The organism is Vreelandella sp. EE27 (genome assembly GCF_968206495.1).
In genome coordinates, this window is record NZ_OZ309109.1 from 3,221,039 (window position 1) to 3,240,692 (window position 19,654).

15 protein-coding genes and 3 rRNA genes are annotated in these 19,654 nt (G+C 58.1%); 4 read left to right on the forward strand and 14 right to left on the reverse strand.

What is annotated here, in order from left to right:
• Positions 1–40: 40 nt before the first annotated feature.
• Complete coding sequence (locus ACWHVV_RS15095) at positions 41–646, reverse strand: YjaG family protein (protein ID WP_447926965.1); 606 nt, start codon at positions 644–646, stop codon at positions 41–43.
• A 134-nt stretch (positions 647–780) separates the two neighbouring features.
• Between ACWHVV_RS15095 and ACWHVV_RS15100 the strand changes: the two genes are divergently transcribed.
• Positions 781–1,470, forward strand: a complete 690-nt coding sequence (locus ACWHVV_RS15100) for a type 1 glutamine amidotransferase (protein WP_447926966.1) — start codon at positions 781–783, stop codon at positions 1,468–1,470.
• On the opposite strand, the gene mnmH is transcribed toward ACWHVV_RS15100, so the two are convergent.
• From mnmH to ACWHVV_RS15120, 4 genes are all read right to left on the reverse strand, one after another.
• A complete protein-coding gene (gene mnmH / locus ACWHVV_RS15105; protein WP_447926967.1) occupies positions 1,467–2,549 on the reverse strand; it encodes a tRNA 2-selenouridine(34) synthase MnmH in 1,083 nt (360 codons plus the stop codon). The genes ACWHVV_RS15100 and mnmH overlap by 4 nt on opposite strands.
• Positions 2,550–3,587, reverse strand: coding sequence for a selenide, water dikinase SelD (gene selD / locus ACWHVV_RS15110; RefSeq protein ID WP_447926968.1), 1,038 nt, complete (start codon positions 3,585–3,587; stop codon positions 2,550–2,552).
• Between the two features lie 116 nt (positions 3,588–3,703).
• Positions 3,704–5,077: a DNA repair protein RadA gene (gene radA, locus ACWHVV_RS15115; RefSeq protein WP_447894276.1), complete on the reverse strand. Its 1,374-nt coding sequence runs from the start codon at positions 5,075–5,077 to the stop codon at positions 3,704–3,706.
• Positions 5,078–5,190: 113 nt separating this feature from the next.
• Positions 5,191–5,643, reverse strand: coding sequence for a copper resistance protein NlpE N-terminal domain-containing protein (locus ACWHVV_RS15120; protein WP_447926969.1), 453 nt, complete (start codon positions 5,641–5,643; stop codon positions 5,191–5,193).
• A gap of 216 nt (positions 5,644–5,859) precedes the next feature.
• Between ACWHVV_RS15120 and hisC the strand changes: the two genes are divergently transcribed.
• Positions 5,860–6,921: a histidinol-phosphate transaminase gene (gene hisC, locus ACWHVV_RS15125; protein ID WP_447926970.1), complete on the forward strand. Its 1,062-nt coding sequence runs from the start codon at positions 5,860–5,862 to the stop codon at positions 6,919–6,921.
• Positions 6,922–7,510: 589 nt separating this feature from the next.
• Here the strand turns inward: hisC and ACWHVV_RS15130 are convergent.
• From ACWHVV_RS15130 to ilvC, 6 genes are all read right to left on the reverse strand, one after another.
• A complete protein-coding gene (locus ACWHVV_RS15130; RefSeq protein ID WP_447926971.1) occupies positions 7,511–8,698 on the reverse strand; it encodes an IS110 family transposase in 1,188 nt (395 codons plus the stop codon).
• Between the two features lie 217 nt (positions 8,699–8,915).
• Positions 8,916–9,031, reverse strand: a 5S ribosomal RNA gene (gene rrf, locus ACWHVV_RS15135).
• A 106-nt stretch (positions 9,032–9,137) separates the two neighbouring features.
• Positions 9,138–12,029 (reverse strand): 23S ribosomal RNA (locus ACWHVV_RS15140).
• Between the two features lie 289 nt (positions 12,030–12,318).
• Positions 12,319–13,851: ribosomal RNA gene (locus ACWHVV_RS15145) — 16S ribosomal RNA — on the reverse strand.
• Together the 16S, 23S and 5S rRNA genes form the textbook arrangement of a ribosomal RNA operon.
• A 476-nt stretch (positions 13,852–14,327) precedes the next feature.
• Complete coding sequence (pssA, locus tag ACWHVV_RS15150; protein ID WP_447926972.1) at positions 14,328–15,206, reverse strand: CDP-diacylglycerol--serine O-phosphatidyltransferase; 879 nt, start codon at positions 15,204–15,206, stop codon at positions 14,328–14,330.
• A gap of 160 nt (positions 15,207–15,366) precedes the next feature.
• A complete protein-coding gene (ilvC, locus tag ACWHVV_RS15155) occupies positions 15,367–16,383 on the reverse strand; it encodes a ketol-acid reductoisomerase (protein WP_447529862.1) in 1,017 nt (338 codons plus the stop codon).
• A 196-nt stretch (positions 16,384–16,579) separates the two neighbouring features.
• Here ilvC and ilvY point away from each other — a divergent pair, with 196 nt between their 5' ends.
• Complete coding sequence (ilvY, locus tag ACWHVV_RS15160) at positions 16,580–17,467, forward strand: HTH-type transcriptional activator IlvY (RefSeq protein WP_447926973.1); 888 nt, start codon at positions 16,580–16,582, stop codon at positions 17,465–17,467.
• A gap of 39 nt (positions 17,468–17,506) precedes the next feature.
• On the opposite strand, the gene ACWHVV_RS15165 is transcribed toward ilvY, so the two are convergent.
• On the reverse strand, positions 17,507–17,668 hold the full coding sequence (locus tag ACWHVV_RS15165; protein ID WP_447926974.1) for a hypothetical protein: 162 nt from the start codon (positions 17,666–17,668) through the stop codon (positions 17,507–17,509).
• Positions 17,669–17,727: 59 nt separating this feature from the next.
• Positions 17,728–18,471, reverse strand: coding sequence for an ankyrin repeat domain-containing protein (locus tag ACWHVV_RS15170; RefSeq protein WP_447926975.1), 744 nt, complete (start codon positions 18,469–18,471; stop codon positions 17,728–17,730).
• Positions 18,472–18,671: 200 nt separating this feature from the next.
• Between ACWHVV_RS15170 and ACWHVV_RS15175 the strand changes: the two genes are divergently transcribed.
• Positions 18,672–19,055 (forward strand): hypothetical protein, encoded by a 384-nt coding sequence (locus tag ACWHVV_RS15175; protein WP_447529866.1) that lies wholly within the window; start codon positions 18,672–18,674, stop codon positions 19,053–19,055.
• A gap of 151 nt (positions 19,056–19,206) precedes the next feature.
• Here the strand turns inward: ACWHVV_RS15175 and ACWHVV_RS15180 are convergent, their stop codons facing one another.
• Positions 19,207–19,416 (reverse strand): hypothetical protein, encoded by a 210-nt coding sequence (locus ACWHVV_RS15180; protein WP_447926976.1) that lies wholly within the window; start codon positions 19,414–19,416, stop codon positions 19,207–19,209.
• Between the last annotated feature and the right edge of the window lie 238 nt (positions 19,417–19,654).

Here is a 19,654-nt window from a genome sequence, read left to right on the forward strand (position 1 = left end):
CCCAGGCCGGCCGGGTCATCCAGGCGCTCAAAAGCGTGTTTTAAGCGTCGTCGTCCTCATCAAGGCTTAGCCCCAGGTTGCTGATGCCGCCGTTGCGGCCAAGCACGCGTATTTCTTTTAACGCGGCCTTATCGAGGGGCGCACTCACCGCTTCCAGCACCGCGTCCTGAAAGTCGTTTTCGTCTTCCATTAGCGGGTGATCACGAATGATCAGCGCAAGCTTCTGGGCATCCTCCTCCCCTTCGGTGAGTTCGATAAAGGCGCGCACGCCGGCCCGAGAGGTGCGGCTCACATCCAGCACCGCCTCGCCGGCTTCCCCCTGCAGCGTATCCAGCAGCGAGGTGACGGACACCACCGCATCCAGCGCCCGGCGGGCACCGAAGCTGTCGTCCTCGGCGGGCGGCTCGCAATCGGCCAGCTTCTCCGCCTGGCGGGCAAAATCGATGCTGGCGTTGGGCACCGTGAGCCGCTCCCATACCAGGCTCAACACGGTTTTAAGTGTATGGCTATCGCCGTGACCGGTGGTCTGCTCGTAAAGCGCGTAGTTGGGGATCAGCCGCTCACAAAGGGCCGCCATAAAGGCTTGCTGGGCCGTCAGCGAAAGCGTTTGCAGCTTTTGATAAAATCCAAGAGGTTTGGCCACCATGTTGATTTCCTGAGCCTTTATATGGGTAAAAACGGTATTGGTGAAAACGGTATTGGTGAAAACAAGGCGATACGCTATCGTCGCACACCCAAGCGATATTTTCGCAGTGAACGACGGCCGGCGAGGAGAGTACCATGCATATTCATTTGCTACAGCACGGCCCTGACCACGGCCCCGCGCGTCTTACCGACTGGCTCGAGAGCATGGGCCACAGCTACACCGTGTTCCGCCTGTTCGAAGGCGAGCTCACTCCGCGCCACGGCGAATGCGACGCGCTCATCGTACTCGATGGCCCGGAGACGCTAGCCAAGGATCCCCCCGCCTGGTTCAAGGCAGAAAAAAAGCTTCTCAACCGCTATCTGGACGGCCAGCGCCCGGTACTGGGTATCGGCCTGGGGGCGCTTTGGATCGCCGAGGCCCTGGACGCGGTAATCGCGCCGGGCACCTACCCGGAAACCGGCTGGCACACGGTGACGCTTGCGCCAGATAGCCCGTTCGATTTGCCGGAACGCTTCGAGGCGTTCATGTGGCACCGCTTCGTGTTTAGCCTGCCCGAGGACGCTTTGCCGTTAGGCGGAAGCGAAGCCGCCCCGCTTCAGGGCTTTGCCTGGGACGGCGGGCGGGTGGTCGGCCTTATGTGCCACCTCGAGGCGACGGCGCAGAGCGTGGCCGGGTTGTTCGAACACCCGCCAGCCACGCCCGGCACTCAGGCGCTCGACCGTTACCTGCAAAGCGAGCAGGCCATCATGGAGAACCCCGGGCGCTTTCACGGCCTGGCCCCGCTTTTGGACCGGGTGATGCTGCAGTGGTTAGCGCGCGCCTAGGCGCTCCACGCCCGGGCGGCTTCCAGGCAGCTATCCCAATCGCCTACGTGGAGCGGTGCCGGGGCGTTCTGGCGCCGCTCCAGGTGGTAGCGGTATAGCGGATCGTAATATTCGGTCAAAAGTGGCCCAAGCCAGGCTTCGTGGGCCTGCACGTTGCCCTGGGCGTGAGCGCTAAACGCCAAGGCCTGCAGCCGTTGAAGGCGCTGCAGCCGGGCGTTGCCCAGCCGCTTGGCTAAGCGTTTGAGGCTGTTGGAGAGCTGCTCTTTCATGCGCTCCCAGCCCTGCTCGGGGCCAAAGCGCGCCGCGTACGCCGCCTCCAGCGCTTCGATATAGTCATAACGAAGCTGCTCCAGGCGCCAGTCCAGCGGCATCTCGACGCGAATACGCGGCGCCTTCTCGAGCGCCTGCCAAAAGGTGAGCGGAATATTGGCACTGCCGATCTGGCGTGACTCGTCTTCCATGACCAGCTTGGCGTTTTGACCCAACAGCTGCCGGGCCAGGGCGTGCTCGAAATCGATCTGAGTGGCCGGTTCATCGGGTTGGCGACCAAACGCCGAGCCCTTGTGATTGGCGCAGGCTTCCAAATCGATGCCGTTTTGCAGCTGGTTGATCAGCACCGTTTTGGCCGAGCCAGTCAGCCCCGACACGACCAGCATCGGCTGCTCGGCGGCCTGGTCGATACGCTCACAGAGCGCGCGGCGCATGGCTTTCCAACCGCCTTGAATACGCGGTACATCGATGCCCGCCTCCGCAAGCCACTGCTGGGCGATCTGCGAGCGCAGGCCGCCACGAAAGCAGTAAAGCACCGCCTCGGGGTGGCGCTCGAGATACCCGCGCCAGGCCTCGATGCGCGCCTTTTTAACGTCGCCGCTGACCAGACGCTCGCCCAGCGCGATCGCGGCTTGCTGGCCGTGCTCTTTATAAGCGATGCCTACCTGGTGGCGCTCTTCGTCCACCATTAGCGGTAGGTTGACCGCGCCGGGCAGGCCGCCCTGGGCGAACTCCACCGGCGCGCGCACATCGACCAGCGGCGCGCCCTTGCCAATCAGCGCGGTCGTAGCGGGTAGGTCGGTGGTCATTTACCCAACCACTTCGATCAACGCGTCGCCTGCGCGCGCCTTCAGTGTACCGAAGGGCTGCAGGTTCAGGCCGTGCTCGCGACCAACGCGCTCGACATCATCCTGCCAGGCGGGGTCGACGCTGAGCAAAAGGCCGCCGGAGGTCTGCGGGTCGCAAAGCCACTGCCAGTGGGCTTCGTCCATGGCGGGCAGCTGGGTGCCCAAGGCGTCGCGGTTGCGCAGCGTGCCACCGGGCACCGCGCCGTGACGCCGGTAGGCTTCGGCCTCGGAAAGCCGCGGCAGGCGGCGAAAATCGACCTGGGCCATCACGTTGCTGGCGCTACAAATCTCGCTCAGGTGGCCGGCCAGGCCGAAGCCGGTCACATCGGTCATGGCGTTGAGGCCTTTGACCTTGGCAAGCTCGATACCGATGCGGTTGGATTTCAGCATGGTTTCACGGGCAAGGCCGTGGTGGCCGTCTTCCAACAGGCCGCGCTTCTCCGCCGTGGTCAAAATTCCCACGCCCAAAGGCTTGGTCAAATAGAGCAGGTCGCCGGGTTTGGCGCTGCTGTTGAGCTTGAGCTGGTCGAGCTGGACCAGGCCGTTGACCGCCAGGCCAAATATCGGCTCCGGCGCATCGATGGAGTGCCCGCCGGCCAGCGCTACACCAAGCTCGCGGCACACGCCCTGGGCGCCGGCGATGACGTCGCCGGCGATCTCCGGGGCAAGCTTGTCCACCGGCCAGCCCAGAATGCTCAGCGCCATGACCGGCGTGGCGCCCATGGCGTAAATGTCGCTAATGGCGTTGGTCGCGGCAATACGGCCGAAATCGAAGGGGTCATCGACGATCGGCATGAAAAAGTCGGTCGTCGAGACCATCCCGCGGCCGTCGCCCAGGTCATACACGGCGGCGTCTTCCCGGCCCTGGTTGCCGACGATCAACTGCTTGTGCCCCGCGGCCGGCCCCGCCTTGGCTAGAATGCTGTCCAGCACGTCCGGGGCGATTTTGCAGCCGCAACCGGCGCCGTGGCTATATTGGGTTAGTCGAATCGAACTCATCGTATCGCTCCTTGAAAAAAATCCATTGGTGCGTCGTTATTGGTATTGGCCCGTCGTTTCGCGTCTATGACGACAGGCCGCTGTTAAAAGCGTCGTATCTAAAAGCGTAGTACAGCTTAAAGTGCTTCCAGCGCATCGCTTAGTTTATCGACGGGGATGACTTCCATCCCCTTGGGTGGCTGCTTCGGGGCGTTGGCCCGCGGCACGATAGCGCGCAAAAAGCCGTGCTTGGCCGCCTCGACAATGCGCTCCTGGCCGCTGGGCACCGGGCGGATCTCGCCGGAAAGCCCCACCTCGCCAAACACCACCAGCTCCTTGGCCAGCGCCCGGTTTTGCAGGCTCGACACCACTGCCAGCAGCACCGCTAAATCGGCGCTGGTCTCCAGCACTTTGACACCGCCCACTACGTTCAAGAAGACGTCCTGGTCACCGGTGAAAAGCCCACCGTGGCGGTTGAGCACGGCCAGCAGCATTGCCAGGCGGTTTTGATCCACGCCTACCGCGACGCGCCGTGGGTTGCCCAGCGCCGATTCATCCACCAACGCCTGCACCTCGACCAGAATCGGCCGCGTACCTTCCCACACCACCATGACCAGGCTACCCGGCGACTGCTCTTCCGGGCGGGAGAGGAAAATGGCACTGGGGTTTTTGACCTCTTTCATGCCCTGTTCCAGCATGGCAAAGACACCCAGCTCGTTCACCGCGCCAAAGCGATTTTTCTGACCGCGCAAGGTTCTAAAGCGCGAGTCGGCGCCGCCTTCCAAAAGCAATGAGGCGTCGATCATGTGCTCGAGCACCTTGGGCCCGGCCAGGGTGCCATCCTTGGTGACGTGGCCGACCAGCAATAACACCGTATTGCTCTGCTTGGCGAAACGGGTCAGCGCCGCCGACGATTCGCGCACCTGGGCGACCCCGCCAGGCGCGGAGCTGATGTCTTCCAGGTGCATGGTCTGGATCGAGTCGATCACCAGTATTTCGGGCTTTTCGCGCTCGGCGACCGCTAAAATCGTCTCGACGCTGGTTTCGGCCAGCATCTTGAGCCCGCTGGTCGGTAACTGTAGGCGGTGGGCGCGCATGGCGACCTGGGAAAGCGACTCTTCACCGGTCACGTACATGATACGCCGCTGCTGGGCGAGCTTGCAGGCGGTTTGCAGTAAAAGGGTCGACTTACCCGCGCCGGGGTTGCCGCCCAGCAGCACCGCGGAGCCCGGAACCAGCCCGCCGCCCAGCACGCGGTCGAACTCGCCGAAGGTCGAGCTGAGCCTGGGCACTTCGCTTAAATCGACATTGCTCAAGTCGACCACGTCGCGGGAAAGATCCCCCGCGTAGCCGCCGCGTCCTTGAGCGGGGGCGCCGCTACCGGGCCGGGCGCTCGCCAGGCGGACCTCGCTTAGCGTATTCCATTCGTTGCAGCTCGAGCACTGCCCTTGCCACTTACGGTACTCGGCACCGCATTCGGTACACACAAAGGCGCTCTTTGCTTTTGCCACGCCGTTTCGCTCCTGTCTCACTGTCTACCATGGTCTAACCAACGCCTGGCAAAAACACAAAAGGCGGCTCGCGGCCGCCTTTGTCTATCGAACAATGTGCAGTTTCTGCGCGCTTACTGGCGCTGAAGCTGCAGCATCTCGCCGTTTTCAAAGCGGCGGCGTTCCGGGTCGATCAGTTCGAGGGTTTGCTCGCTAATCTTCTGGAAGTAGTAGATCTGGCCATCGCCATTGGGCGTGAGTTCGTACACGGTCGCGTTCGAATCAGAAGGCGTACCGGTCAGCACTTCCCAGTTACCGGTGTAGTTTTCGTCCGGCGGCGTTTGGGGATGATTACGATAGCTTGCCTGCAGCGCGAACGTACGCTCCTGCGGGTCACTGCTCTCTTCACCTTCCAACGTGACATCCAGATCGATGCCGTCACAGTTGCGGCAAGGCAGCGTGCCCTGATAGTTCGCCTGGGACGCGCTCATCGCCGGTGCCTGTTCACTCTGATCGGTCTGGCCAGATGCGCAGCCTGCCAACAGTGCCAACATAGCCGAACCGGCTAGCAAACTCCTGAATTGCATTGGGTGTCTCCTTATCGTGTTGGACATACATTTCTTTCGTGCGCTTGTGACAGCATAACCGCTACAAGGTGCAACGCCCAGCCCCGACACCTTAGGAATCGCACAAGGGCACCGCAACGCAGCCAAGGCGCAGAACGTCGCAGCCGGTAGAACTTGCGCTGGGTCGAGCGCCGGGCCACCATGATGCTCCTTGCAAGGATAATCAGGTTACCTCTAATGAGCCAATACTGGAGCCCCGCCGTTCGGTCACTCACCCCGTATGTGCCCGGCGAGCAGCCCGTTGAGCGCCTTATCAAGCTCAACACCAATGAAAACCCTTACCCCCCGGCGCCGGGCGTGGGTCAGGCACTGGGGAGCTACGCAACGGATCATCTGCGGTTATACCCGGACCCTACCTCCCGCGCGCTTCGCCAAACGCTTGCCGACACCATGGCCGTCGATATCACCAACACCTTTGTCGGCAACGGCTCCGATGAAGTGCTGGCCTTCGCCTTCAAGGCGTTTTTCTGCCACGGCGCCCCGCTCGATGCGCCGGCGATCACCTATAGCTTCTACCCGGTTTACGCCAATTTGTACGGTATCGAACTTCGCCAACACGCGCTCGATGCCAAGTGGGAGGTCGACCTTGACGCCCTGAGCGCAAACACTGAGCGCAGCGGCGTGATTCTGGCCAACCCCAACGCGCCGACCGGCCACGCTCACTCCCTCGACGCCATCGAGGCGCTTTTGCAGCGCGTGCCGGACCGGGTAGTGCTGATCGACGAAGCCTACGTCGATTTCGGCGCCGAGAGCGCGGTCGCGCTGACCAAGCGCTATCCGAATTTGCTGGTGACTGGCACGTTCTCCAAATCGCGCAGCCTGGCCGGGCTACGGTTGGGCTACGCCATCGGCTCAGCCGAGCTGATCGACGGCCTGCAGCGCGTCAAGGACTCGTTCAACTCCTTCCCGGTGGACAGCCTGGCAAGCCTGGTCGGTATCGAGGCATTAAAAGACCAGGCGCATTTCGACGCCTGCCGCAACCATGTGATCGCGACCCGCGAGCGCACGTGCGGCCGTTTAGAGGCACTCGGCTTTGAAGTGTTGCCCTCGAAGGCGAATTTCGTGCTCACCCAGCACCCGGCGTTCGAAGGCGCCCAGCTTTTCGCCGCCCTGCGCGAACGCGGCATTCTGGTACGCCACTTCAACACCGACACGCTCGCCAACTTCCTGCGCATCACCATCGGCACCGACGACGAAATGGATAGCCTGATGGAAGCACTGGAAAGCATCTGCCGTTAAGGGCCACTTTGTGCCCTTGTAGGAGCAGGCTTCAGCCCGCGATGCGGCGCAACGCGCCGCCGGGGTGGACGGCCGGCACGGTGGCGAATCCAACCCCGGGCGGCTGACGCCGCCATCGCCGAGGTGTCGGACCACCAATGAATCGGGCTCCTACAGGGTACGGAGGCAAGATACCCTTGTTGTGCCCCCCTGCTTTTGTAGGAGCAGGCTTCAGCCAGCGATGCGGCGCACCGCGCCGCTTGGGTGGGCGGCGGGCACGGTGGCGGATTCCACCCCGGGCGGCTGACGCCGCCATCGCCCAATGAAATTGGGCTCCTGGTATGGATTGATCCGTCAAGGGCTCGATTGTTTCTTTCGTTCATGCTGCTGCTCTCGGTGTCCATGGGTCAGGGAGCGAAGGGCTATCAGCGACGGTGGATCTCTCTGGTATTCGTGGGTTGGGTACCGACCTGTCATCACTTCGTCGCGGAGCTACCCTGCTCTACAAGCGAGGGTCACCCAACCCCGGAGGGTGGGGGCCTCATGGGAGCCTCAGGGGTTCTCCCACCGGCCCAACACTCCCTGACCCATGGGCACCGAGAGATCAGGCTCATGCCGTCGCTCGACTGCCGTGCGGTTTGCCCATCACCTCACAGGCAACCGCCCATAAAAAGCCCGCCATCTCACGTGCCACGGCCGTGACGACCTGTTGCTTGATCTTGCCGGTAGCGGCCAGCCGGCGGTATCGCCCGCAGAGGCGCTTCTGCGCTTCCCAGGCGATGGCCTGGACTGTGGGCGTGGTCTGTTCGGCTCGCTGCTCGATAATGCGCGTCTTGCGTGCCGGGAAGCGGTAACTCCAGGCGGCCTCGACCAGCACGCGGCGCACATGTCCGTTGCCCGTTTTCGTGATGCCGCCCTGGCGGCGGCTGCCGCCACTGGAGTGCTCGCTGGGCACCAGCCCCAGGTAGGCCATCAGCTGCCGCGGTGAATCGAAGCGGCTAATATCACCGAGTTCCGCCAGCACCGTCATCGCGGTAATCAGGTTAACGCCGCGCATCGCCATTAACGCCTTGACCACCGGCGCCAGTGACCAGCCCGGCAGGGCCGCCTGCATCTGCTTCTCCAGACCTGCCACTCGCCGCTGGGCCTCTCGTACCGCCTCGATGTATTCCTGCAGCACGATGTGCTGAACGGGGTGATCAAAACGGACCGTTTCCAGCCAGCGGAAGTGGCCGGGTACCCACTTGCTCTTGCCCGAATAGACCTTGCCGTGGCGTAGCAGAAAAGCGCTCAGACGCTGACGAGCCTTGAGCTCAATGGCTTTCATGTCTTCACGCGCGCGCGTTAGATCACGAATCGCTTCCTGCTCGGGAGTGGGCACCCACACGGGCGTCAGCTCGCCCGAGCGCGACAGTCGAGCCAGCATCTGCGCGTCGCGACGGTCTGTCTTGACACGATCACCCGCCCGACGAGGAATCAGCGACGGCGCGACCACCTCACCATCATGGCCGCTGGCCTGCACCTGGTGATAGACCCCGTAGCCACACGGCCCGGCTTCGTAACTGAACAACAGCGGCTGGCCTTCAAACCGCTGGCTGAGCTGACGAATCATCCGGTCAATGGCCCTGGGCTCGTTGGGAATTTCGCCACGAAACTCGGGCTCGCGGCGCCCCGCTTCGGCGATGGAAACCGCGATGGTGGCCTTGTGCACGTCCAGCCCTATATACGCGGCGTGGAGATCGCTGGCACCGCCAGCGTGCTTTTCAAAAGTGGTTTTATTTACGCTAGACTGTGTCATGACCTGCCTCCATTAATAGTGGCTCTGCGTTGTGGTCTTGCCCTCAACATAACCCATGACGTTGATGAGGGGCAGGTCAATCCATAATGTCTACAAGGGCTAAGTGGCACTGATACTTTTTGCGCCCCTGCCAAGTGCCCGTGTCTTCTCCCGGGCCTTTTCCTGCGCACATAAAAAAGCCCCGAACACAGAGTGCTCGGGGCTTTTTCGAAGAGGTGCCTGACGATAACCTACTCTCGCATGGGGAGACCCCACACTACCATCGGCGCGTTGCGGTTTCACTTCCGAGTTCGGCAAGGGATCGGGTGGTTCACGCAAGCCATGGTCGTCAGGCGTAACTTTCAATGTATATCGGCTGACTGTCTTGTGATCGTCTCAATGTATCCGGTGCTCTGTCGAGCGTCGTTGTCACTGCAGGACCAGACCCCTTGGGTGTTATAGGGTCAAGCCTCACGGGCCATTAGTACACGTTAGCTCAACGCCTTGCAGCGCGTCCACACCGTGCCTATCAACCAGCTGGTCTCGCTGGGCCCTTCAGGAGGCTCGAGGCCTCGGGGATGTCTCATCTTGAAGGGGGCTTCCCGCTTAGATGCTTTCAGCGGTTATCCCGTCCGCACATAGCTACCCGGCAATGCCACTGGCGTGACAACCGGAACACCAGAGGTGCGTCCACTCCGGTCCTCTCGTACTAGGAGCAGCCCTTCTCAAACATCCAACGCCCACGGCAGATAGGGACCGAACTGTCTCACGACGTTCTAAACCCAGCTCGCGTACCACTTTAAATGGCGAACAGCCATACCCTTGGGACCGACTTCAGCCCCAGGATGTGATGAGCCGACATCGAGGTGCCAAACACCGCCGTCGATGTGAACTCTTGGGCGGTATCAGCCTGTTATCCCCGGAGTACCTTTTATCCGTTGAGCGATGGCCCTTCCATACAGAACCACCGGATCACTAGAACCTGCTTTCGCACCTGCTCGACGTGTCTGTCTCGCAGTCAAGCACCCTTATGCTCTTGCACTCATTGCACGATGTCCGACCGTGCTGAGGGTACCTTCGTGCTCCTCCGTTACTCTTTGGGAGGAGACCGCCCCAGTCAAACTACCCACCACACACTGTCCTCGATCCGGATAACGGACCCGAGTGAGAACACCAATGATGCCAGGCTGGTATTTCAAGGTTGGCTCCCTCCGAACTGGCGTCCGGAGTTCAAAGCCTCCCAGCTATCCTACACAGGCAACATCAGTATCCAGTGTGAAGCTATAGTAAAGGTTCACGGGGTCTTTCCGTCTAGCCGCGGGTACACCGCATCTTCACGGCGATTTCAATTTCACTGAGTCTCGGGTGGAGACAGCGTGGCCATCATTACGCCATTCGTGCAGGTCGGAACTTACCCGACAAGGAATTTCGCTACCTTAGGACCGTTATAGTTACGGCCGCCGTTTACCGGGGCTTCGATCAAGAGCTTCGCCCAGAGGGCTAACACCATCACTTAACCTTCCGGCACCGGGCAGGCGTCACACCCTATACGTCCGCTTGCGCGTTAGCAGAGTGCTGTGTTTTTACTAAACAGTTGCAGCCACCTGGTATCTTCGACCGGTTCGGGCTAAAGGAGCAAGTCCTCTCACCCTAATCCGGCGTGCCTTCTCCCGAAGTTACGGCACCATTTTGCCTAGTTCCTTCACCCGAGTTCTCTCAAGCGCCTTGGGATTCTCACCCTGACCACCTGTGTCGGTTTGGGGTACGGTCGCATGTCATCTGAAGCTTAGAGGCTTTTCCTGGAAGCGTGGCATCAGTGACTTCCGGACCATAGTCCGTTCGTCTCGCGTCTCGGCTTTAAAGGGTCCCGGATTTACCTGAGACCCAGGCCTACTCGCTTTCACCAGGACAACCAACGCCTGGCTCACCTAGCCTTCTCCGTCCCCCCATCGCAATGACATCCGGTACGGGAATATTAGCCCGTTTCCCATCGACTACGCCTTTCGGCCTCGCCTTAGGGGCCGACTCACTCTGCTCTGATTAGCATCGAACAGAAAACCTTGGTCTTCCGGCGGGGGAGTTTTTCACTCCCCTTATCGTTACTCATGTCAGCATTCGCACTCGTGATACCTCCAGCAGACCTCTCGATCCACCTTCATCGGCTTACACGACGCTCCTCTACCGCTCATCCAGAGGATGAACCCGTAGCTTCGGTACCTGGTTTGAGCCCCGTTACATCTTCCGCGCAGGCCGACTCGACTAGTGAGCTATTACGCTTTCTTTAAAGGATGGCTGCTTCTAAGCCAACCTCCTAGCTGTCTGAGCCTTCCCACATCGTTTCCCACTTAACCAGGATTTGGGGACCTTAGCTGACGGTCCGGGTTGTTGCCCTTTTCACGACGGACGTTAGCACCCGCCGTGTGTCTCCCACGCTGCACTCACCGGTATTCGGAGTTTGCCTCGGGTTGGTAAGCCGGGATGGCCCCCTAGCCGAAACAGTGCTCTACCCCCGGTGGTGATACGTGAGGCGCTACCTAAATAGCTTTCGAGGAGAACCAGCTATCTCCGGGCTTGATTAGCCTTTCACTCCGATCCACAAGTCATCCAAATCTTTTTCAACAGATCCTGGTTCGGGCCTCCAGTTGATGTTACTCAACCTTCACCCTGCTCATGGATAGATCGCCCGGTTTCGGGTCTATATCCAGCGACTGGTCGCCCAGTTAAGACTCGCTTTCGCTACGCCTCCCCTATCGGTTAAGCTCGCCACTGAATATAAGTCGCTGACCCATTATACAAAAGGTACGCAGTCACCCAACAAGTGGGCTCCTACTGCTTGTACGCACACGGTTTCAGGATCTATTTCACTCCCCTCGCCGGGGTTCTTTTCGCCTTTCCCTCACGGTACTGGTTCACTATCGGTCAGTCAGGAGTATTTAGCCTTGGAGGATGGTCCCCCCGTCTTCAATCAGGGTTTCTCGTGCCCCGACCTACTCGATTTCACATGATCAGACTTTCGACTACGGGGCTATCACCCGCTACGGCCGGACTTCCCAATCCGTTCGTCTAGCCATTCACATGCTTAAGGGCTGGTCCCCGTTCGCTCGCCGCTACTGGGGGAATCTCGGTTGATTTCTTTTCCTCGGGGTACTTAGATGTTTCAGTTCCCCCGGTTCGCCTCGTATCCCTATGTATTCAGGATACGATACTGACCTTGTGGTCAGTGGGTTTCCCCATTCAGAGATGTCCGGGTCACAGGTTGTTTGCCACCTCACCGAACCTTATCGCAGGCTACAACGTCTTTCATCGCCTCTGACTGCCTAGGCATCCACCGTGTGCGCTTCATTGCTTGACCCTATAACCCGAAGGAGTCTGGATCCCGCAATGACAACGATTGCCGGATACGCTTGAAACGTATCACAAAACAATTGCGTATCGAGATCACGCCACGAACACGCAAGCCCGGGGGCTTTTGTCTTCGTATCGTCATTCGATACTGTCAGCATGATATACATTGTTAAAGAGCGACTGCCATAAGCAGTGATAAGGCATCGCCGAAGGCGATTGACTTATCACTGCTCATTTAGCAGCTACTTGATCAGGTAATTCATTGTGAGCGCTTGCCGGGAGAGTGACGCATCGTTTAAGGAGGTGATCCAGCCGCAGGTTCCCCTACGGCTACCTTGTTACGACTTCACCCCAGTCATGAACCACACCGTGGTGATCGCCCTCCAAAGTTAGGCTAACCACTTCTGGTGCAGTCCACTCCCATGGTGTGACGGGCGGTGTGTACAAGGCCCGGGAACGTATTCACCGTGGCATTCTGATCCACGATTACTAGCGATTCCGACTTCACGGAGTCGAGTTGCAGACTCCGATCCGGACTGAGACCGGCTTTCTGGGATTCGCTTACTCTCGCGAGTTCGCAGCCCTTTGTACCGGCCATTGTAGCACGTGTGTAGCCCTACCCGTAAGGGCCATGATGACTTGACGTCGTCCCCACCTTCCTCCGGTTTGTCACCGGCAGTCTCCCTAGAGTTCCCACCATTACGTGCTGGCAAATAGGGACAAGGGTTGCGCTCGTTACGGGACTTAACCCAACATTTCACAACACGAGCTGACGACAGCCATGCAGCACCTGTCTCTGCGTTCCCGAAGGCACCCCGGAATCTCTTCCGGGTTCGCAGGATGTCAAGGGTAGGTAAGGTTCTTCGCGTTGCATCGAATTAAACCACATGCTCCACCGCTTGTGCGGGCCCCCGTCAATTCATTTGAGTTTTAACCTTGCGGCCGTACTCCCCAGGCGGTCGACTTATCGCGTTAACTTCGCCACAAAGTGCACAAGGCACCCAACGGCTGGTCGACATCGTTTACGGCGTGGACTACCAGGGTATCTAATCCTGTTTGCTACCCACGCTTTCGCACCTCAGTGTCAGTGTCAGTCCAGAAGGCCGCCTTCGCCACTGGTATTCCTCCCGATCTCTACGCATTTCACCGCTACACCGGGAATTCCACCTTCCTCTCCTGCACTCTAGCGTGACAGTTCCGGATGCCGTTCCCAGGTTGAGCCCGGGGCTTTCACAACCGGCTTGTCATGCCACCTACGCGCGCTTTACGCCCAGTAATTCCGATTAACGCTTGCACCCTCCGTATTACCGCGGCTGCTGGCACGGAGTTAGCCGGTGCTTCTTCTGCGAGTGATGTCTTTCCTGGCGGGTATTAACCGCCAGGCGTTCTTCCTCGCTGAAAGTGCTTTACAACCCGAAAGCCTTCTTCACACACGCGGCATGGCTGGATCAGGCTTGCGCCCATTGTCCAATATTCCCCACTGCTGCCTCCCGTAGGAGTTCGGGCCGTGTCTCAGTCCCGATGTGGCTGATCATCCTCTCAGACCAGCTACGGATCGTTGCCTTGGTGAGCCGTTACCTCACCAACCAGCTAATCCGACATAGGCTCATCCGATAGCGGGAGCCAAGGCCCCCTTTCTCCCGTAGGACGTATGCGGTATTAGCCTGGGTTTCCCCAGGTTATCCCCCACTACCGGGTAGATTCCTATGCATTACTCACCCGTCCGCCGCTCGTCAGCGTCCAGCAAGCTGGACCTGTTACCGCTCGACTTGCATGTGTTAAGCCTGCCGCCAGCGTTCAATCTGAGCCATGATCAAACTCTTCAGTTTAAAATCATTGTGATTCTTGCCTGTCGCTCGAAAGCAACAGAGGCGAATCAATCCTGGCTCAAGGTTCAAACGAATTTGAAGAATTCGAAAATTCTTCTTGTGCGCTTGCCTTGATATTTGGTGACTTGTCACCCTCATCGGCAAACGCCCACATGAATTACCTGATCAAATTGTTAAAGAGCGGTTTCGCTTCGGCTAATACTTGACTCGATGACCTGAGCCGGTTGCCGTAGCGAGGAAGGCGTATTCTACGCATTTCCTGAAGCTTGTCAACCGCCGATTTTGGCGACTGAAGCGAGCGAACAAAAAACCGCTAACTTCCTGACAAACCGAGAGTTTTCACTCTCATTTACCGCTGGCAACGCCTTGCGTCCCCGGCAGCGGATGCGTACTTTACGGATTCACCGGCTCGAGTGCAAGGGCTTTTTGAAAAAGCTTTATTAAAAGAACACATAAGCGTCACGCCAGCGTAATCTTTAGCGGGTACCGCCCTGTTTGCCCTTGCTTTTAGCCTTGCGCACAACCGCGTAAACCGGGCCCGAGAGCACATACGCGCCAAACAGTAGTAGTAGCATGACCGATGGCTCGACCGAGATCATGACAAAACCGAGCACGACGGCCAGTAGTACGACAAAAGGTACCGGCTTTTTGAAGTCGAGCTCCTTGAAACTGTAGTAGCGAATGTTACTCACCATCAACACGCCTGCCGCACCCACCACGACCAGCATTAAAAGCTTGAAGCCAAAGGCATCGGCATCAAAGCTGTGGAAGGTCCAAACGCTGGCGGCAACCAGTGCGGCGGCGGAAGGACTTGGCAAGCCGATGAACCACTTCTTGTCGGTACTGCCGATCTGCACATTGAAGCGCGCCAATCTGAGCGCGGCACAGGCGACGTACAAGAAGGCGACGACCCAACCGGTCTTGCCGATATCCTGAAGAATCCAGCTAAACGCCACCAGTGCCGGCGCCATGCCAAAGGAGATCATGTCGGCCAGACTGTCATACTCGGCGCCGAAGGCGCTTTGCGTATTGGTCATACGCGCCACGCGGCCATCGAGGCCGTCGAGCACCATGGCGATGAAGATAGCCACCGCCGCCGCGCTAAAATCACCGTTGATACCGGCGACCACCGCAAAAAAGCCGGAGAACAACGCCGAGGTCGTAAACAGATTGGGCAGCAGGTAAATGCCTTTGCGACGGATCTTCTGACCGTCTTCGACGGCTTCTTCGACGACCTCGGTTTCGCGCAAAAATGCCGTGGCGAGATCTTCGTTACTGACCGACTCGCTGTCCTTCTCTGGATTATAAGGCGGCGGAGTATGTCCTGGCTCTTGGTCGCGGGCATCCTGAGTCATAAGCGTCATCCCTAATGTGAAGTCATGTATAGGCAGGTTTTCATTCTACACGCTACCCGGCCAACGGCTACCGCTATTGGCACCCGGCACCAAACGCAAAAAGGGCGCGATAAACGCGCCCTTCTTTAATAGCAACCCACTCAACGATACAGGTATCGAATCAGTTTTTGCTCTTGTCGACCAGTTGGTTGGCCGCGATCCACGGCATCATGCCGCGCAGTTTGGCACCGACCTGCTCGATTTCGTGCTCGGCGTTCAGACGACGGCGCGCGGTCATCGACGGGTAGTTGGAAGTACCTTCGCTGATGAACATCTTGGCGTACTCGCCAGTCTGAATGCGCTTGAGCGCGTTGCGCATCGCCTCGCGAGACTGTTCGTTGATCACTTCGGTGCCGGTCACGTACTCGCCGTACTCCGCATTGTTGGAGATCGAGTAGTTCATGTTGGCGATGCCGCCTTCATACATCAAGTCGACGATCAGCTTGAGCTCGTGCAGGCACTCGAAGTAGGCCATTTCCGGCGCGTAGCCCGCTTCGGTCAACGTTTCGAAGCCCGCTTTTACAAGCTCGACCGCGCCACCGCAAAGGACTGCCTGCTCGCCGAACAAATCGGTTTCGGTTTCATCTTTAAAGGTAGTTTCGATGATACCGCTGCGACCACCGCCCACGCCCGCGGCGTAAGAGAGCGCGAGTTCCTTGGCGTTGCCGGATGCATCCTGGTGAATGGCAATTAGATCCGGGATGCCGCCGCCTTTGACGAACTCGGAACGCACGGTATGGCCCGGCGCTTTCGGCGCGATCATGATCACGTCCAGGTCCTGGCGCGGCTCGATCTGGTTGTAGTGGATGTTGAAGCCGTGGGCGAACGCCAACGTCGCGCCCTCTTTCAGGTTCGGCTCGACTTCCTGCTCGTAGATCGCTTTCTGGTTCTCGTCCGGGGCGAGCAGCATCACCACGTCGGCGGTTTTGCACGCATCGGCAACGCTTGCCACGTTAAGACCCGCCGCTTCGGCCTTGGAAGCAGAGGAAGACCCCTGGCGCAGCGCCACGGTGACATCGACACCGGACTCTTTCAGGTTGTTGGCGTGGGCGTGCCCCTGGGAGCCGTAACCCACGATGGTGACCTTCTTGGCCTGGATCAGAGAAAGGTCGCAATCTTTATCGTAAAAAACGCGCATGGTGGTCTCCTAAAAGTCGTTATCGAATCGTGTCTTTTTAAACCGTTTATGCGAAACGGTTTCAGCGTTGCTGGCCAACCGAGCCGTGGTGCGGCGTCGGTATGTGGCGATAAGTTAACTCTACGCCGCGCCAATCGTTGCGTAAAACGCTATATTTGCAAGATACTATTTCAAATAGTGAAACACAGAGACTGCGATGGACTTCCGCCTGTTTAAACACGCCCTGGCGCTTTCGGATACGCTGCACTTCGGCCGCGCCAGCGAGCTTTGCCACATAAGCCCCTCGACGCTTAGCCGTTCGATCCAACAATTGGAAAGCGAATTGAGCGCGCGGCTTTTCGAGCGCGACAACCGCCATGTGACGCTCACCCCCCAGGGAGAAGCATTTCAGCGCTACGCCCGGGAAGCACTCGAGCAGTGGGAGCTTCAAAAGCGCACCCTGGCCGCCGGGGCAACGGAGCTTTTCGGTGAAATCAGCATTTACTGCTCGGTAACCGCCAGCTACAGCTTTCTGTACGAACTTTTGAGCGACGTACGCCAGCGCCACCCCGGTATCGAACTCAAGCTACACACCGGCGACCCGGCCGAGGCGATGTCCCGCGTGCTGGAAGGCCAGGACGACATGGCGATCACCCCGCGCCCGCGCATCCCGCCAAGCGCCCTCACCTTCAAGTCCCTCACCCGCTCGCCGCTGCTGTTTATCGCACCGATGTACGCTTACGCGTGGCTGCCCAAAGCACCGGCAAGCTCCACCGCCGAGCAATGGCGAGAGGTGCCGATGATTCTCTCGGAAGCCGGATTATCGCGGGAGTACGCCAATACCTGGTTCAAGGCGATGGGCGTAGCGCCACGCATCTACGCCCAAGTGGCCGGGCATGAAGCGATCGTCAGCATGGTGGCGCTGGGCTTTGGGGTCGGAGTAGTGCCCAAAATCGTGCTGGATAACAGCCCGCTGGCCGGACGCGTGCAGGTTCTGCCGGTCAAACCCGAGCTCCCCCACTACGATGTAGGCCTTTGCGTGCTCAACCGGCGTTTGAAAACACCGATGATCGATGCTTTTTGGGCTACGGTGAACGAGCACTGAAGAGTTTTTGGCGAATCGCACGGCTTTCGGTATTTGAAATTAATCAAAATTAGCAAAATAGCCTTGGATGCGCAAAAAAGCAGCACTGTAAACAGCTGGCGAAATCGCAAGCGCCTGAATCGAGTGCTGCGTTTGGAAAATCACTTTTGTCAAAACCGGCACGATCAGAAACCGTGGGACCAGCAGGAAGGTGCTGGCCACAATAAATTCCGTTAGTGCCTGGCCTTGTTGTGACGATCTTTTCATCTAAAGACTCAAACTCAAAAGGACTCGTCGAGATAACCTTTTTCTTTTAATGCATCTATGAGAGCTCTATATGTTTCTCCTCCTTTTCTATCATGGAAATTTTTTATAGCGCTTATAGCAGAACTTTTATTGGTATTTTCAATTTCAGGATCAGCTCCGGCGTCCAGCAGTGCCAATGCAGTCTGATATTCATCACCTATTACAGCCTGATATAGCGGTGTATAATCAAATTGGCCTGGATAACTAACATCAGCACCATAAGCTATCAACAACTTTATTTGGTCGATATATTCGTCCGTCATACTTTCAAAAAATAGGGTGCTTTGCTCATGAATTTCTGTGTCTGGATCTGCTCCCGCCTCTAAGGCGGCTTCGATAAAAGCGGGATCCGGATTTCTATAGGCTTGGTATATGAGATAAATAGTACTTGTTCCAGGCTTATCTTCATCGACCACTACCAAGTTGGGATCGCCACCATGACTCAGCATGTAGCGAAACGCCTCGATATTGGCCTCCATCGTGACTGACCAGAAAAGCGGTGTCATGCCGTCTTCACCAAGCGCGTTGGGATCGGCGCCCGCATCCAGTGCCTGCTGCATGGCCTCGAGATCGCCTCGCCCGGCTGCCTCGGCAAGCGCCAGTTGCACCGGATCGGAAAAGTAGCTACCCGGTTTCTGTGAATAGGTAGAGAAATTGGCGCAGGCAGGCAGCGCCATGGCCATCAGTAAGATCAAGGCCCAAACTTTTAGTATTTGCATAAAATCTCCATTCGTTTTCAATGTGCCGACTTGGCATTAGCTGGCGTTATAAGCTGCGCGCTCATGGAAAGCAGCATAGCGATGCTTTTAGAAGCGCTGCGCCCCTTCCACACCCAAGCAATCGACAACACTATTGACGAATCACCATGATCAAGACACTCTACATTAACTTAACCTGAAACAATCAAGAGAGAAAGTCGATGCTTAAAAATAACTTGCTTGCCATAATGGCAGCTTTAATGATGGGCAGCACCGCTGCTTATGCCGACTATTTTAATAGCTACGGCGCTGCACGCGACCAAGTGCTTAAACAAAATACAAGCGGATTATTTACCCAAGAAGATTCATGTGACATGGTCTCGCAAATGGCGGGATCGATCATGGATAATCATTTGGCAGGCGCGCCCAAGCATCCCGTTATCGAGGATGATGAACTCGAGGAGGAAGTACAGCAAGCCGAGGAAGATTACAGCATCATGTCAACCGGGTTGGCTATAGTTAAAGTGTACACCTACGACCTGGACGAGTTTTCTTCTGCCGAGAGTTTTCGTGAGCAGTTTTATCAGGACTGCTTGGAGGATTGAGTAGGCTTCACTCTCGTGTCATCAGCTACACCTATCGCTTGGGTTACACCGTACACGTACTGGCTAGCCATCGGTTGTTATTGATACACCTTAACCAAAAAGCCGGTCAGCTTCTGCTGATTGGCTTTTTGCCGCGCGATAGCCATATTAGCTAACGCGTTAAAGCGACACACATTATCCCCGGGCAACCCCGCCCACCGGCGAGCCCCACTTTGAGTATGCCGTCCGGGGCCACTGCCTGAAGGAAGGCGCTCGGCTTGGCGGCGTCGCCGGTGATTTGTACGGTGTAGTGACCCGCCGTGAAGCCGACGATATACGCGCGAAAGATAACGACCATCCGCTTTACTTCGTCACGGGCCACGCTACCGACCTTCCCCTTTCACTACTCAGAAAGAGATCAAGGTCAGCTAGTCCAGTTGAACAACGAAGAACCAGTCGACCAAGGCCGTCTGGCTTTAGCTCGTTTATGGGGTTGTTAAAAACAAGCCAGCATTCAACTTCTAATCCTGCTTTTGGGAAATCACTTTTGCCAAAACCGGCACGATCAAAAACAGTGGGACCAGCAGGAAGGTGCTGACCACAATAAATTCCGTTAGTGC

Excerpts from the sequence above, each read along its gene's own strand:
- ACWHVV_RS15095 (WP_447926965.1), bottom strand. The coding sequence starts at position 646 with ATGGTGGCCAAACCTCTTGGATTTTATCAAAAGCTGCAAACGCTTTCG.
- ACWHVV_RS15100 (WP_447926966.1), top strand. The coding sequence starts at position 781 with ATGCATATTCATTTGCTACAGCACGGCCCTGACCACGGCCCCGCGCGT.
- mnmH (WP_447926967.1), bottom strand. The coding sequence starts at position 2,549 with ATGACCACCGACCTACCCGCTACGACCGCGCTGATTGGCAAGGGCGCG.
- selD (WP_447926968.1), bottom strand. The coding sequence starts at position 3,587 with ATGAGTTCGATTCGACTAACCCAATATAGCCACGGCGCCGGTTGCGGC.
- ACWHVV_RS15120 (WP_447926969.1), bottom strand. The coding sequence starts at position 5,643 with ATGCAATTCAGGAGTTTGCTAGCCGGTTCGGCTATGTTGGCACTGTTG.
- hisC (WP_447926970.1), top strand. The coding sequence starts at position 5,860 with ATGAGCCAATACTGGAGCCCCGCCGTTCGGTCACTCACCCCGTATGTG.
- ACWHVV_RS15130 (WP_447926971.1), bottom strand. The coding sequence starts at position 8,698 with ATGACACAGTCTAGCGTAAATAAAACCACTTTTGAAAAGCACGCTGGC.
- pssA (WP_447926972.1), bottom strand. The coding sequence starts at position 15,206 with ATGACTCAGGATGCCCGCGACCAAGAGCCAGGACATACTCCGCCGCCT.
- ilvC (WP_447529862.1), bottom strand. The coding sequence starts at position 16,383 with ATGCGCGTTTTTTACGATAAAGATTGCGACCTTTCTCTGATCCAGGCC.
- ilvY (WP_447926973.1), top strand. The coding sequence starts at position 16,580 with ATGGACTTCCGCCTGTTTAAACACGCCCTGGCGCTTTCGGATACGCTG.
- ACWHVV_RS15170 (WP_447926975.1), bottom strand. The coding sequence starts at position 18,471 with ATGCAAATACTAAAAGTTTGGGCCTTGATCTTACTGATGGCCATGGCG.
- ACWHVV_RS15175 (WP_447529866.1), top strand. The coding sequence starts at position 18,672 with ATGCTTAAAAATAACTTGCTTGCCATAATGGCAGCTTTAATGATGGGC.